At 65.9% G+C, this 14,235-nt stretch carries 15 protein-coding genes; 8 read left to right on the top strand and 7 right to left on the bottom strand.

Annotation, left to right across the window (positions count from 1 at the left end; genetic code table 11):
* Positions 1-218 precede the first annotated feature (218 nt).
* Genes HDG32_RS02995 through HDG32_RS02980 form a run of 4 tightly spaced genes read left to right on the top strand, consistent with a single transcriptional unit; the run spans position 219 to position 4,764 of the window.
* Positions 219-1,121, top strand: coding sequence for a DUF3348 domain-containing protein (locus HDG32_RS02995; RefSeq protein ID WP_184063075.1), 903 nt, complete (start codon positions 219-221; stop codon positions 1,119-1,121).
* Positions 1,122-1,131: 10 nt separating this feature from the next.
* Positions 1,132-3,489, top strand: a complete 2,358-nt coding sequence (locus tag HDG32_RS02990) for a DUF802 domain-containing protein (RefSeq protein WP_184063073.1) — start codon at positions 1,132-1,134, stop codon at positions 3,487-3,489.
* Positions 3,486-4,139 carry an OmpA family protein gene (locus tag HDG32_RS02985; RefSeq protein WP_184063071.1) on the top strand — a complete coding sequence of 218 codons (654 nt, stop codon included), beginning with the start codon at positions 3,486-3,488 and terminating at the stop codon, positions 4,137-4,139. The genes HDG32_RS02990 and HDG32_RS02985 overlap by 4 nt, the downstream gene beginning before the upstream one ends.
* The gene (locus HDG32_RS02980; RefSeq protein ID WP_184063069.1) at positions 4,132-4,764 is read left to right on the top strand and encodes a DUF2894 domain-containing protein; all 633 of its coding nucleotides are present in this window, start codon (positions 4,132-4,134) and stop codon (positions 4,762-4,764) included. The genes HDG32_RS02985 and HDG32_RS02980 overlap by 8 nt, the downstream gene beginning before the upstream one ends.
* A 47-nt stretch (positions 4,765-4,811) precedes the next feature.
* Here HDG32_RS02980 and HDG32_RS02975 read toward each other — a convergent pair whose 3' ends face one another.
* Both HDG32_RS02975 and HDG32_RS02970 read right to left on the bottom strand, forming a co-directional pair.
* On the bottom strand, positions 4,812-5,072 hold the full coding sequence (locus tag HDG32_RS02975; protein ID WP_184063409.1) for a zf-TFIIB domain-containing protein: 261 nt from the start codon (positions 5,070-5,072) through the stop codon (positions 4,812-4,814).
* Positions 5,073-5,079: 7 nt separating this feature from the next.
* The gene (locus HDG32_RS02970; RefSeq protein WP_184063067.1) at positions 5,080-5,832 is read right to left on the bottom strand and encodes a TerC family protein; all 753 of its coding nucleotides are present in this window, start codon (positions 5,830-5,832) and stop codon (positions 5,080-5,082) included.
* 106 nt (positions 5,833-5,938) lie between these two features.
* Between HDG32_RS02970 and HDG32_RS02965 the strand changes: the two genes are divergently transcribed.
* Positions 5,939-6,586, top strand: a complete 648-nt coding sequence (locus HDG32_RS02965; protein ID WP_260335506.1) for a hypothetical protein — start codon at positions 5,939-5,941, stop codon at positions 6,584-6,586.
* Positions 6,587-6,768: 182 nt separating this feature from the next.
* Positions 6,769-7,443, top strand: a complete 675-nt coding sequence (locus HDG32_RS02960) for an HAD family hydrolase (protein WP_018423463.1) — start codon at positions 6,769-6,771, stop codon at positions 7,441-7,443.
* A 12-nt stretch (positions 7,444-7,455) separates the two neighbouring features.
* Here HDG32_RS02960 and HDG32_RS02955 read toward each other — a convergent pair whose 3' ends face one another.
* Positions 7,456-8,250, bottom strand: coding sequence for a hypothetical protein (locus HDG32_RS02955; protein WP_184063066.1), 795 nt, complete (start codon positions 8,248-8,250; stop codon positions 7,456-7,458).
* 608 nt (positions 8,251-8,858) lie between these two features.
* Between HDG32_RS02955 and HDG32_RS02950 the strand changes: the two genes are divergently transcribed.
* Entirely contained in the window at positions 8,859-9,821 is a 963-nt protein-coding gene (locus HDG32_RS02950; RefSeq protein ID WP_184063064.1) for a response regulator, read from the top strand.
* 41 nt (positions 9,822-9,862) lie between these two features.
* Here the strand turns inward: HDG32_RS02950 and HDG32_RS02945 are convergent, their stop codons facing one another.
* Positions 9,863-10,828, bottom strand: a complete 966-nt coding sequence (locus tag HDG32_RS02945) for an alpha/beta hydrolase (protein ID WP_184063062.1) — start codon at positions 10,826-10,828, stop codon at positions 9,863-9,865.
* A gap of 2 nt (positions 10,829-10,830) precedes the next feature.
* The gene (locus HDG32_RS02940) at positions 10,831-11,358 is read right to left on the bottom strand and encodes a thioesterase family protein (protein ID WP_184063060.1); all 528 of its coding nucleotides are present in this window, start codon (positions 11,356-11,358) and stop codon (positions 10,831-10,833) included.
* A 254-nt stretch (positions 11,359-11,612) separates the two neighbouring features.
* Between HDG32_RS02940 and HDG32_RS02935 the strand changes: the two genes are divergently transcribed.
* Positions 11,613-11,957 (top strand): DUF4148 domain-containing protein, encoded by a 345-nt coding sequence (locus HDG32_RS02935; RefSeq protein ID WP_184063058.1) that lies wholly within the window; start codon positions 11,613-11,615, stop codon positions 11,955-11,957.
* Positions 11,958-12,380: 423 nt separating this feature from the next.
* On the opposite strand, the gene phnE is transcribed toward HDG32_RS02935, so the two are convergent.
* Positions 12,381-13,220: a phosphonate ABC transporter, permease protein PhnE gene (gene phnE, locus HDG32_RS02930; protein WP_184063056.1), complete on the bottom strand. Its 840-nt coding sequence runs from the start codon at positions 13,218-13,220 to the stop codon at positions 12,381-12,383.
* Positions 13,217-14,194 (bottom strand): phosphonate ABC transporter substrate-binding protein, encoded by a 978-nt coding sequence (phnD, locus tag HDG32_RS02925; protein WP_184025290.1) that lies wholly within the window; start codon positions 14,192-14,194, stop codon positions 13,217-13,219. Before phnD ends, phnE begins: the two co-directional genes overlap by 4 nt.
* Positions 14,195-14,235: the final 41 nt, after the last annotated feature.

The raw sequence follows: 14,235 nt of genomic DNA, 5'->3' as shown, positions 1-14,235 counted from the left end.
CGACGCTTCGCCGTGTTCCAGTGCGCAGCGAGGCGCCAGCTTTCATCTTATACAGGGATAGGTCCGCTTCGCTATTGGCAAAAAAGCCGCGCTCGGGAAAACGCCCGAATGCCAGGTTCGATCGGGCAAAACCGTGTCTTTCGACGCACGATCGAGCGGGCGACTTCGGACTCGCTGGCGTCAGCGTGTAAACTGCTGACTTTTTTGCGACCGGTGGTATGTTGCAAGCCCCTCAGCGCAGCGCCCTCACTGGGCCTGCACTCGTTCGCTTACTGGCCCGTCTCGCCGAGGCCGACGTCGCCGAATCGCGACAATCGCTGGCGGATCGGCTGAGCCAGTGGCTCGGCTGGACCGACGCGATCGCGTTGTCGTCGGCGCTGGATGGCAAGCCGCCGTCCGTCGCTGGTGGCGCGCGCGCGTTCGGCCGTGCGGAAGAGGAAGAGTGCACGCGCGTACGCCGCTCGCTGGTGAGCGCAATCGTGAGCGATAGCGTGCTCGCCGGCTCACGGCGGCGTGGCCCGTCGCCGTCGTCCGCCCGGATGTCGGCGCCGCGCGTGGCGGTCGACACGCAGGCCGACTACGCGGTGTTCCGACAGCGCTATCTCGCGCTTCAGCAGTCGATGGAAACGGCGATCGGCACGTTGCGTGGCCGGCTGCGCGCGCTGCTGGCGACGCAGGCGCCGTCGCTCGCGCGGCTCGCGGTCGTCGATGCGGTGATGGAGCGTGCGCTCGGCGAGCGCGAGCGGAGTTTGCTCGGCGCGGTGCCCGGGTTGCTCGGCGGGCACTTCGAGCGCTTGCGCGAGGGTGAGAAGCGGAGGATGGCGGAGGCGGAAGCAGCGGCCGAAGTTGCCGCCGATGCCGATCCCACGCGGCAGCAGTCGGCCGAAGTCGAAGCCGGCGCTGCAGCCATGCAGCTGGAAGCAGCCTTGGCTCACGTCAAAGCAAGCACCGCAGCCACGCGACTCGCCAGGTCGACCGATGGCGGCAACGCTGCCGTGCCGCTCGCGTCCGAGGCGTGGCTCGACGTCTTCCGCAAGGACATGCAGAGCGTTTTGCTGGCCGAGCTGGATGTTCGTTTTCAACCGGTCGAAGGGCTGCTCGCGGCTCTTCGCGCCTGCTAACTGGGACCCCATGTCCAGATATCGTATCGATCTCGTTGTATTTCTCGCGGGGCTCTCCGCGGCGTGCTGGATCGCCGTCGGTTATGCCGTGTCCAATCCGCTCGCGTTCGTCGTCACGCTGCTGATCGGCGTCTTCTACGTGCTAGGCGCGCTCGAATTGCGCCGCTATGGTCAGGCGACCGCCACGCTGACAGGCGCGCTCGCCGCGTTGTCCGGACCACCGCCGAGCCTCGGCGCGTTTCTCGAAGCTGTCCATCCGAGTCTGCGCAATAGCGTGCGGCTGCGCGTCGAAGGCGAGCGCGTCGCGTTGCCGGGACCCGCGCTGACGCCGTATCTGGTCGGTCTGCTGGTGCTCCTCGGCATGCTCGGCACGCTGCTCGGCATGGTGATGACGCTGCGCGGCACCGGCCTTGCGCTGGAGAGCGCTAGCGACCTGCAGGCGATCCGCGCATCGCTGGCCGCGCCGGTCAAGGGGCTGGGCTTCGCGTTCGGCACGTCGATCGCGGGTGTCGCGACGTCTGCGATGCTCGGGCTGCTGTCCGCGCTGTCCCGCCGCGAGCGGCTCGAAGCGGCGCAACAGCTCGACGCGAAGATCGCGACGACTTTGCGCGTCTACTCGCAGAGCCATCAGCGCGAAGAAAGCTTCCGGCTGCTGCAACGCCAGGCCGAAGCGACGCCGCTGCTGGTCGAACGTCTGCAGACGATGATGAGCGCGCTCGAACAGCAGAGCGCCGCGTCGAACGAGCGGAAGATAGCGAGCCTCGACGCGTTTTACGGCCGCACCGAAGCCGCCTATCTGCGGCTCGCCGGTGTGATCGAGCAGTCGCTGAAGGACAGCGTGGCCGGCAGCGCGCAGGCCGCCGGCAAGGCCCTGCAGCCGGTCGTCGAAGCGACGATGGCCGGCCTCTCGCGCGACACCGCCGCGTTGCACGACGCGGTGACCCAGGCCGTGCAGCGCCAGCTCGACGGCATGTCGAGCGGCTTCGCGGCGACCAGCGCGAACGTCGCCGAAATTTGCCACAGCGCGCTCGCCGGACATCGCCAGGCGAGCGACGAGTTGGCTGCGCAACAGTGCGCTTCGGTCGAACGCGTCGCCGAAGCGTTCGAACAGCGCTCGCTCGCGCTGCTCGACGGCGTGTCCGCGCGGCTCGAAGCGACGGCGAGCGGCATCTCGCAGGCCTGGGGCGATGCGTTGGCTCAGCAGCAAAGCGCGGGCGACAAACTCGCCGCCAACAACGAACAGGCGTTGGCGCGCGCCGCCGCGACGTTCGAGCAGCATGCCGCGGCGTTGCTGAGCGCGGTCGGTAGCTCGCATGCGAACTTGCAGACCGAACTGAGCGCGCGCGACGAGCAGCGTTTGGGCGCGTGGGCCGAGGCGCTCGACGCGATGGGTGCGAAGCTCAGCGAACAATGGCAGCAGAGGGGTGCGCAAGCCGCCAGCCATCAGCAGCAGATCTGCGACGCGCTTGCGCAAACGGCACGCGATATCTCCATGCAGACGCAAACGCATGCCAGCGCGACGATCGCGGAAATCGATCGACTGGTTCAAGCCGCGGCTGAAGCACCGAAGGCGGCGACAAACCTGCAAGCCGAACTCGCCGCGCGCGACGAACAGCGCTTCGCGGCATGGACCGAAGCGCTCGCCGCGATGACCATAAAGCTCGACGAACAATGGCAGCAAACGGGTTTGCAAACTGCGACCCGTCAGCAGCAAATCTGCGACGCACTCGAGCAAACCGCACGCGATATCTCCACGCAGACGCAAACGCATGCCAGCGCGACGATCGCCGAAATCGGGCGCCTCGTGCAAGCGGCGTCCGAAGCGCCGAAGGCCGCTGCCGAAGTCGTCGCGGAGCTGCGCCAGAAGCTCTCCGACAGCATGGTCCGCGACACCGCGATGCTCGAAGAGCGCAGTCGTCTGCTCGCCACGCTGGAGACCCTGCTCGACGCAGTCACCCACGCGTCGACCGAGCAACGCACGGCCGTCGATGCCTTGGTCTCGACGTCGGCGGGTCTGCTCGAACGCGTCGGCAATCGCTTCACCGAACACCTCGAGCACGAGACCGGCAAGCTCGGCACGGTCGCCGCGCAGGTCACCGGCAGCGCGGTCGAAGTCGCGAGCCTCGGCGAAGCATTCGGCGCGGCCGTGCACACCTTCGGCGAAGCGAACGACAAGCTCGTCGCACATCTCGAACGCATCGAAGCAGCGCTCGACAAATCGCTCGCGCGCAGCGACGAACAGCTCGCGTACTACGTCGCGCAGGCGCGTGACGTGGTCGACCTCAGCGTGATGTCGCAGAAGCAGATCGTCGAAGACCTGCAGTTGCTGGCCGCGCAGCGCGCGACCGCCGGAGCCGACGCGGTATGAGCGAGGACATCGACGGCGGCGTGGAAACCTCAGCGCCGATCTGGGCCTCGTTCGGCGATCTGATGTCGGTGCTGGTCGGCGCGTTCGTGCTGATTCTGGTCAGCGTGATCGGCGTGCAGCTCGAACTGTCGACCAAGCTCGAGCAGGAGGTCAAGCAGCGCCAGGCCGAAACGCAGCGCCGCAAGACGCTCGAACAGGCGCTCGCGGGACCGCTCGCGGCGGGGCGCGTGACGCTCGTCAATGGGCGCATCGGCATTAGCGGCAACGTGCTGTTCGCGCTGAACTCCGCCCAGCTGCAGCCTGAGGGTCGCGCGCTGCTGAAGAGTCTCGCCGGGCCGCTGTCCGCGTATCTGCGCGCGAGCGATCAGATTCTGATGGTCAGCGGCTTCACCGACGATCAACGCCTGCGCGAAGGCAATCGACGCTTCGCCGATAACTGGGAGCTGTCGGCGCAGCGCGCGTTGACGGTCACGCGCACGCTGATCGACGAGGGCGTGTCGGCGTCGTCGGTGTTTGCGGCGGCGTTCGGCTCGGAGCAGCCGGTCAGTTCGAATGCCGACGAACCCGGCCGCGCGAAAAACCGCCGCGTCGAAATCGCGCCGGTGCCGCGGCCGTCGAGTGCGGCGGCGGCGGAGAAGTCCGGTGCTTGACGACGCGATCCACGCGGCTCGCGCGAGGCTCGATGCATGGCGCGCGAGCGGCGCGGCTCGGCTCGATCCGGTGCGCTTTCATCTGCTCGACGCGCTTACGCGGCGCGCGGCACAGCACAGCGGCGAGCCGCGACGAGTGCTCGAGCAACGACTGGCAGGACTGCTGGCCGACTATACGGCCGAGGTCGAGCGTGCCGCTGCGCACGAGAGCGCGTCGCAAGCCACGTCCGGTGAAGCCGACGCGGCCGACGACGCCACGCTCGCGGCGCTGATCGAACGCCTCGCCCGCCACCACGCGCGCGCCGATGCGCCGCACGCTGCCGCCTATCCCGATCTGCCCGCAGTCGACTACTTCCGCGAAGTTTGGTCCAAACTGCGCACCGAAAAGCAGTTGCGCCAGTCGCTCGCGCAGGTGCCAGGCAACGCGGGGCCGCTCAATTCGAGCAGCCTCGTACATCGCGCGCTGTCGTTGATGCGCGAGCTGTCGCCGGAATATCTGAAGCAATTTCTGTCGTATGTCGATACGCTGTCGTGGTTCGAGCAGATGAACGGCGGCGCACCGCTCGAGAAGGAAGCGCCGCGCGCCGCGACGACCGGCAAGGGCGTTCGCAAGAAGGCGCGCTGATGCGCTAACGGCGGCTGGAATTTGCGTGCGCCAAGCCGCCGAAGCGTTCAGCCGAAGTCGAACACATCGAAAATCGAGCGCTTCTTTTGATACCCGCGATGTTCGTCGCGACGCTCCTCGTAACGCTGCCGCTCGCTTTCCAGGGCACGCTCGCCGCGCCGCGAGCCGTCGCCGTCATCCTGCGCAATCAACTTGTCCAGTTCGCCGCGATCGAGCCATACGCCTCGGCAGTCCGGACAGTAATCGATTTCGATCGAGCGGCGCTCGGTCATCAGCAAACCGGTCGTTTTGCAGACTGGGCATTTCATCACGGCATCACTCCTCGCTGCTTGCCAGACGTTTCGTTTTCGCGCGCCGCGCGAGCATGTTCATCGCCTCGACGAACGCGGAAAACGCCATCGCCGCATAGATATACGCCTTCGGAACGTGCGAGCCGAAACCATCGGCGATCAGTGCCATGCCGATCACGAGCAGGAAGCTCAGCGCCAGCATCACGATGGTCGGATTGCGATCGATGAAGCGCGCGAGCGGCTGCGCCGCGAACAGCATCACCATGATCGACACGATCACCGCGATGAACATGATCGGCAGGTGCTCGGTCATGCCGACCGCGGTGATGATGCTGTCGACGGAAAACACGAGGTCGAGCAGGATGATCTGGCCGATCGCGGCCGCCAAGGTCAACTGCACGGTCGAGCTGGTTTTCGCGGCGAGTTCGTCATCGGGGATCATGTGCTGACGGATTTCGGTGGTTGCCTTCCACACGAGGAACAGGCCGCCGCCGACGAGGATCAGATCGCGCCACGAAAAGCCATGATCGAACAGCGTGAACGCGACCGCGGTCAGCTTCGTGATCCACGCGATGGTGCTGAGCAGAAGCAGCCGCATCACCAGCGCGAGCAGCAGCCCGATGCGCTGCGCGCGCGCGCGTTGCGCTTCCGGCAAGCGGTTGCTGAGGATCGAAATGAAGATCAGGTTATCGATGCCGAGCACGATCTCCATCACGATCAGCGTGACGAGCGCGGCCCACGCGGCGGGATCGGCAACGAGTGCGAACAGGGAGTCCATGAGGTGGCGTAATCGAGTGCGCCGCGAGCGGCGGAACAGCCATCATGGGCCTATTCGCGGTTCGAATGAACCAGTCGTTTCGGATTTTTCGAAGTATCGGATCAGCATGCTCAACTATCGTCACCTGTACTACTTCTGGATCGTCGTGAAGGAGGGCGGCTTTGCGCGCGCGGCCGGGCGCGGCGTCGCGATGACCGAGGCCGGCGAGCAGGCGTTCGATCGCGCGGAGCAAATCTTCCAGCTGGGCGAGGCGTTGCTCGACGAGATGCGCGAAGCGAGCGGCGCGGACTCGGTGCGGCTCGCGGTTGGGCTGTCGGATGGGATTTCGAAGCTCGCCGCGCACGCGTTGCTCGCGCCGGTGCTGGCCACGCCGTCGCTCAGGCTGCTGTGTCACGAGGGGGAGCCCGCGCAGCTGTTGTCGGAGCTTGCGCTGGCTCGGCCGCGCGGACGGCGTCATCGAGGAGATTCGCGCAATCCGCTCGCGACGCGGCCAGCATCATGCGCTCGCGTCGCAGGTGATCGCGGCGGCGCAGTCGTGAGGGCATCGCACTGTCGCGGCGCGCCACGCCTGCGCCGCGCGAGATCGGAACGCGTGACGCATGCCCACCGTCACCGCCACCCGCGTATTCGTCGACGACGGCGGCAGCGTGTTGAGAGTCGCGTGCGACAACACCGAATCGCCCGGCGGGCCCTGCGCGTACGAAAGGCCGAAGCCGTACGAGCGGTTGTTCGCGAAGTTGCCGGCCTTTGCTGAACGAGTTCATCGTCTCGAACGTGAGACCGTGGTAAAGCGAAATCGGGGCAAATACGCGCCCATCTGTGGGAATTTGCGCACATCGTGTAGAGACCGTGAGCGTCGTCAAGGGCGACGAGCCGCCCTGGCCGTTTCATCGACACATGGCATAGTGATTGAACCCATCATCACCGGAGGCCGGCATGCGCATCCAGACATCCTTTCTTTTCGACCTCGACGGCACGCTCGTCGACAGCGTCTATCAGCACGTGCTGGCATGGAAAGAGGCGCTCGACAGCGAAGGTATCCCGCTGTCCGTCTGGCGCATCCATCGCAAGATCGGCATGAGCGGTGGGCTGTTCACGGACCAGTTGCTGCGTGAGACACACGGCGAGATCAGCGTCGAACGCGCCGAACGGCTGCGGCACGCGCATGCGGCCGCCTATCAGCGGATGCGCGCCCAGGTCTGTCCGCTGCCGGGCGCGCGCGAACTGCTCGACGCGCTGACCCAGGCCGGCACGCCGTGGGCCGTCGCGACGAGCGGGCGGATGGAAACCGCCGCGCTGAATCTGGCGGCGCTCGGCGTCGATCCGGCAAAGGCGGTCGTCGTCACGCGCGACGACGTCAAATACGCGAAGCCCGATCCCGACCTGTTCCTCGCCGCGGCCGAGCGGCTCGGCGTGTCGATCGAGCACACGGTCGTGGTCGGCGACAGCATCTGGGACATGCTTGCGGCCCGCCGCTGCCGCTCGCTCGGTGTCGGCCTGCTGTCGGGTGGCTATGGCACCGAGGAACTGGAGCGCGCGGGGGCGTTGCGCGTCTACGACGATCCGGCCGATCTGCTCGCGCACCTCGACGAGGTGGCGTCGCGGCCGTGAGCCCCGCGTCGCTCAGGGTTTGATGATGGGCGGCTCCGCGGCGGGCTGCGTCGGTCCCACCTTCGACGATTCGCGGACGAGCCGATCGGTCATCGCCGACGCGACCGGATTCGTGCCGCGGCCGCTACCCGCGCCAGCCCCCGGGGGATTGGCAGACTGCAACGGCACGGTGACGCCGGACGGCATCGGCAGCGACGGGTCGGGTTTCGCCGATTCCTTGACCAGTTGGTCCGTCAGCATCGCGGCGACCGGGTTGGCGCCATTCGGGTGCGTGTCGTCGCGCCGGCGGGCATGGGTCTGGTCGATGCGCGGCCCGTATTGCGGCCTCGGTTGAGCTTTTTCCTGTGCGTACGACTGCGACTTCGAGGGGGCGTGCGTGCCTGCGGCCGGATTGGCCGCGGGCGGCGCCGCGTTATCGATGCGGCCGCTCGCGGTCTGGCTCGACTGGGGCGTGACGCTCGGCACGGGCGCGGCCGCTGTGGCGGGCAGGGACGGGGCGGGGGCGGGCGCCGCAGCAGGTGCCGCAGCAGGTGCCTGAGCGGCTCCCGGAGCCGGAGTGGCCGACTCCATCTGCGGCAGCGCCGATTGCGGCGCGGGCGGACTCACGGGTTGCGCAGGCCTCACGCTGGCGCCAGCGGCACGCGTCGCATCGGTCTGCGGTTCCGATTCCACCGCACCGGTGACGCTGCGGGTCACCGCGCCGGTCATGGCCGGCGCCTGATCGTCCCTGGGGTACAGCAGATAACCGGCGACGCCCGCATCGACCACGAGCAGCCCGACTATCATCATCTTGCCGGTATTCGTCATATCTAAGCAACAACCATTAAGCAACTGCGATTGACTGATGATAAACGACCATTTCGACATCGACGCTTCTTGTGGGCATATTGCGGCGCGTCACGATGATTGATGTCCGAACGGACCTGGCACGAACGGCGCGCGCTTGCCGCTAAAGCCATTCGCCGGCACGACGGAAGCGGACATTTTTTCCGCGTGCCGCGATTTTCTTTTTCGACCAGTTAGTCCCCCGCAATTGCGCGGCCGGCGCCTGCAGGAATGCGATTTAAGTTGTGCCGCCAATGCGCGGAGCCTGTACTATACGAACCATTGCAGACGACCGGCAGCCACGGTTCGATTATCCGGCGTGTGAAAGCGACTTGCAGCGACTGGCTCGCAGCGCACATGCCGGCAGGCCCGCGCCAGGCTGCGCCACCCGAGACGCACGAACAGCGTCGATAGCGGCGCGAACAGCGACGGCAGGCGGTCTCCGGTAGTAGCGACAAGAACCCATTGATCATGCGGACCCGCGGGCGAGGCATCGCCCGGCATTCCTTGGGCAGTCGCCTGGCGAAACGTCAGATCGACCGACCGGTCGGTCGAGGGCCTTCGCGGCGGCGTGAGAAACACGTGAAGATATGAACAACTTTATTCGACCTCCCGTTTTTTATCCGTCCACAGTGGTTTTCGTCGACGACAACGACAGCTACCTCGACGCGCTCCGCCGTTTCTTCCCGGGCACCTACACGAACCTGTTTTTCACGCGTCCGCAAGCGGCCCTCAACTATATCCGCCAGCACGCACGCGAGAATTCGCTCGAATTCGCGGCCGCGTCGGCGTGTCTGAGCGAACCGGGCGTCGAGCGCTTCGTCGAGACCTCGGCGGAGCGCGACATCGTCGCGCAGCCGTCGCGCTTCGAGGAAGTGGCGGCGGTCGTCGTCGACTACGACATGCCGGGCATCGACGGCGTCGAGTTTTTGTCGTCGATCTCGCACCTGCGTTGCGCGAAGGTATTGCTCACCGGCGTCGCCGATGAAACCGTCGCGGTGAAGGCCTTCAACGCCGGCATCGTCGACCTGTACCTGCGCAAGACCGACGCGGATTCCGCCAATCGCCTCACGCACTTCCTGAAGGACGCCAAAAGCCGCCATTGCGCGGAGTCGGGCTGGCTCGCGCTCGGCGAAAACGGCATGACCTACTGCGATCCGCGCACGCGCAAGATGATCGACGAAGTGGTGGCCGCTCAGGGCATCGTCGAATATTACTGGCGGCCCGAGCAGAACGTGATCCTGATGTTCGACGCCGCGGGCAACCCGAGCGTGTTCGTCGCGTGGGCCGAGAACGACTGGATCTCGCAGGGCGAGATCGTCGCCGACGAGGGTGGCCCGTCCGACCTGCTGCGCCAGCTCGCCACGCGCGAGGTGATGCCGCTGTTCTGGCCGGACCTCGCGTATCGTGGCGGCATGAAGTTCCGGTCGCTGACGCCCCAAAGCATTCCTGGCTGGGACGACGCGTTCTTCGGCTGGACCCGCATAGAGCCGGCTGAGGTCGGCCTCGATCTCGTCACGTTCGCGCAGTGGCGCGGCGACCGCAATCGCTGAGCCGCGATAACGCGCCGGGCGCGGCGGTGCATATCGCCGCGCTAATGGCGTGCGTTTTCGCGGAGAAATTCGCATACAGCCCTGTGCATGGCCTGCACGCCGGGGCTTGTTTCAAGCGCGCGCCAGCATCCATGCACGAGCCCCGTGCCGACCAGCAGCCGGGCATCTCCACCAGCTTCGCGAATTCGCTCGACGAACACGCGCGCGTCGTCGCGTAGGGGGTCGTGCTCGGCGCCGATGGCAAGCGTCGGCGGCAGCCCGTCGAAGCGGGTTGCGGCGAGCGGGATCGTCCACGCGGGGCCGGGCGTTGGGTCGGCTTCCTCTCCTTTTCCCCAGTAAGCGTCGCGAAACTTATGCACGTCCGCGAGCGTCAGCATCGGCGCATCGGACTCGGTGTCGCGCGCGGGCAATTGCGGCTCGGTGCCGAGCATCGGATAGACGAGCGCGATGCCGCGCAACCCGCTCGCACATTCGTCACGCAGGCGTAGCGCGACGCTTGCCGCGAGCGTGCCGCCGGCGCTATCGCCCGCGAGTTGCAATGCGGCGCGCTCTGGGAGGTCGAACGGCAGGCGGTGGTTCAACGCGGCACGCGTGATCTCGAGGCAGTCGTCGTGCGCGGCCGGCACGCGATGCTCAGGCGCGAGCCGGTAGTCGACCGCGATCACGTCGAGGCCGGTGTCGGCGGCGAGGCGCGCCGTCACCATCTGATGACTGTTCAGCGAGCCGAGCACGAAGCCGCCGCCATGAAAATACAGCACCGTGCCGCGGATCATGCTGTGTTCGCTTGCCTTCGCTGGATGCCGGTAGAGCCGTAGCGGGATCGCATGGCCCGCGTCGGTGCGAAAGCTTGCGTCCCGTGTGGTGAGTTCGCTGGGCAGTGGCGGCGTCAACGTCGCGGCGTAGCGGTCATACAGCTCGCGCTGCTCGCGCGGCGTCATCGCCGCGTGATGCGACGGATAGAGCGCGCTCGCTCGTTCGATAAAGGCGGCGATTTCCGGCTCGAGCATGGTCACTCCGTTTGAGTAGTGTTTCCCGTTTGCACTGCGCATGGCAAAGCGATCACACGTCCCGCGAAACGCGCCGGCGGCAATGCCGCATGGGCTTGCGCGAGTTCGTGTACGCGCGCTTTGACGTCCGGATCGAAAGCAACGCCGCGCGGTCCGCTGGTATCGACGTGCAGCAGCATCTGCTCGCCCGCGGCGACGGGGCCGGTGCGTTGGCTTTGCGTCGTGTCCAGCGCAAACATTTCGAAGTACACGTGAATACGTTTCGCGTCGCAGCCGAGCACGCGCATGTCGACACGCACCTGCGTGCCTTGTTTGATTTCATGCAGATAGTTGAGATGCGCTTCGAGCGTGTAGATCGATCGATGCCGCTCTTTGCGCACCGCATCGGGCAGGCCGATCAGATCGATCAGCCCGTCGACCGCGAGACTGAAGATCAGCAGGTAGAACGCGTCGCGCATGTGGCCGTTGTAGTCGACCCATTCGGCGCGCACGCCGTCGCGGTAAGAGGGCAGGGCAACGGGATGCGACATGAGCGTCTATCTCCTCGATCGAATGCGATGTCTGCGGCGCGTCGTTGGGCGTTATCAGTGTAGTGCATCGCGTTGAGGCTGCGCCGGAACGTGGTGGCCTCGAATTGTGGCCGCTATGGCAACAGTGAATTCATGGTTCAGGGCTTACTACGTGGCTCGACCGGCTTCTAAACTGCGCTAACCGCTGCGGATGGCCGATGGTCGCACCAGGCTCCGCGGCAATCGCATGAAGCCATCTCGGGAGGTTGGAAATCATGAAGTCCATCAGGTCGCTGATCGAAGCAGGGGCTATCGCCGCTCTCGTTGCCGCGCCGCTCGTGGCGTTTGCCCAGTCGAATCCGGCCGATCAGCCGCTCGCGCGCGCCCAGGTCCGCGCCGAGCTGATTCAGCTCGAAAAGGCGGGTTACGATCCGTCCAATGCGAACGTGATCGACTATCCGGCCGATATCCAGGCGGCCGAAGCAAAGGTCGCGGCGCAAAACCAGGCTGCGCAGAATAGCGGCTACGGTGCGCCGTCGAATGGCTCGTCGCAGCGCAGTGGCCGCACCGATTTCGCGCCGACTTCGTATTCCGTGCCGGTGGTGAATTACACGCGTTGATTGCAGCGTGTACAACTAACGTCACTTCCGAAGCGCAGCAACGCGACGCCGTCGAATCTGACGAGCGGCGCGGTCGACAGCACGGGCTGAGGCTTCAGTTCACCGTTCGTCGTGAGCCCGACGGGGGCGCGCACCGACCAGCAGCGCATCCTCGGTGCGGGCCACGCGGCCAGCGCCGGCAGCGGCAGCAAGAAGGCCGGAATGGCGGAGTGGATGATCGAAGCGAAGGGGCTTTGTGCGGTGGAAAGCGGCGGTATGAGGCGCGGAAGAAGTGTTGGCATTGCCCGGTGATCGAGATCACCCCCCTGCAGCACCGAGTGCAGGTGACGCGGAAAAAAACGGGCGGAGCGGCAGTGCGCTTCGCCCGTGCTGTCAGTTTTGAATCCGGCTGCTCAGTGCCGCGCGCGCGAACGCGCGCCATCCTCAGATCACCCGTTCACGCAGCCACGCCGAGCCGAGATCGATCACCGTCACGACGACGATCACCATGATCATCACCGCGGCCGTCTGCGCATAGTTGAACGAGCGGATCGCTTCGTACAGCACGACGCCGATGCCGCCCGCGCCGACCATGCCGACCACCATCGCCGAGCGCACGTTCGACTCGAAGCGATACAACGCGTACGAGATCCACAGCGGCAGCACTTGCGGCAGCACCGCATAGACGATTTCGTCGAGGCGCGTCGCGCCGGTTGCGCGCACGCCTTCGGCCGGACGCGGATCGATCGCCTCGGCCGCTTCTGCGAACAGTTTGGCGAGCACGCCCGTCGTATGCACCCACAGCGCGAGCACGCCGGCGAATGGCCCGAGGCCGACCGCGACGATGAACAGCATCGCGAAGACCATTTCGTTGATCGCGCGGCATGCGTCCATCAGGCGGCGCATCGGCTGCACGACCCACTGCGGCGCGAGATTGTGCGCGGACATCAGGCCAAATGGCACCGCGCAGACGAGGGAGAGCGCGGTACCCCAGATCGCGACCGCCAGCGTCACGTACATCTCGTGCACGTAGCTGCGCCACTCGGTGAAGTCGGGCGGGAAGAAGTCCGCGGCGAACTGGCCCATGTTGGCCGAGTCGCTCAGCAGATCGAGCGGCCGCATGTCGGCGCCGTGCCACGCGCCGCCGAGTACCGCGAGCACCGCGATCCAGCCGAGCAACGACCACCAGTTGCGCTTGCCGGCACGATCTTTATCTTGCGCCGTCCGCGCGGCGGCCGCTTCGCTCGCGCGCGCGGGCGACGTGCTCAGATCGGCGGAGTTCATTGCTTCGACTGTGCGTTGCTGAGCGCGCTCAGCTTCGCGTCGAGAGCGGCCAATTGCGTCTTGCGGTCGCTATCGGACAGATGTGCATCGTTCTCGATCTTCTGCTTCTGCTGGAACAGCACGATCTCGCGAATCGGCAGCAGTTGCCGATCCGACGATGCCTCGAAGCCGCTGTACTCGGTGATGCCGGCCATCACCGCTTTTTCGTGCAAATCGGTTTTCGCGTAGTTCAGGAAAAACTTGCGCAGCTTGTCCTTCGTCGCTTCCGGCAGATCCTTGCGCCACACGAGCGGGTCCGAAGGAATCAGCGGCGAGGTCCACAGCACGCGCACCTGCGCGAACTTGTCCGGATGCTCGCGCTTGAGCGTTTCCATCATCATGCTGTTGTTGGTCGCGATGTCGATCTTGTTGTTGACGACGGCCAGCAGATTCGCTTCGTGGCTCGACGGCAGCACGCTCTTGAACGACGTGTAGACCGGCGCGTTGTGCTTCGCGAACAGGTAGTAGCCAGGCACCAGCGTGCCCGACGTCGAGTTCGGATCGCCGAACCCGAGCGTCACGCTCTTCGTGTCCTTGAACACGTCGTCGAGCGTCTTGAAGCGGCTGTTCACGTTGGTGATCAGCAGCGAGTAGTAGCCGCTGTCGCCGTTCGCGTGCTGCGCTTTCGCGAATACTTCGCCATTCGAACGATCGACGGCTTCGATCGCCGACGCGTTGCCGAAATAGCCGACCTGCACCTTGTTGAAGCGCATGCCTTCGATGATGCCCGCGTAATCGGTCGCGAAGAATGCCTTCACGTTCAGGCCGGTCTGTTTCTTCATGTCATCGATCAGCGGTTCCCAGCGTTGCTTGAGCACCGCCGACGAATCGGTCGAGATGATCCCGAGGTTGATGTCCTCGGCGTGGGCCGCGGCGATGCAGGCGAAAGCGGCAGCGCCGGCCGCGAGCGTGATCAGGGAGCGCAGGAATTTCATCGGTTGAGATCCGGTTGAGTGGACGGAGAGAATCAAAAGCG

The sequence above is a fragment of the Paraburkholderia sp. CI2 genome (genome assembly GCF_014201055.1).
Classification (GTDB): domain Bacteria; phylum Pseudomonadota; class Gammaproteobacteria; order Burkholderiales; family Burkholderiaceae; genus Paraburkholderia; species Paraburkholderia tuberum.
The sequence above is the reverse complement of the archived record's forward strand: the minus strand, read 5'-3'. Positions and strand labels throughout refer to the sequence as shown.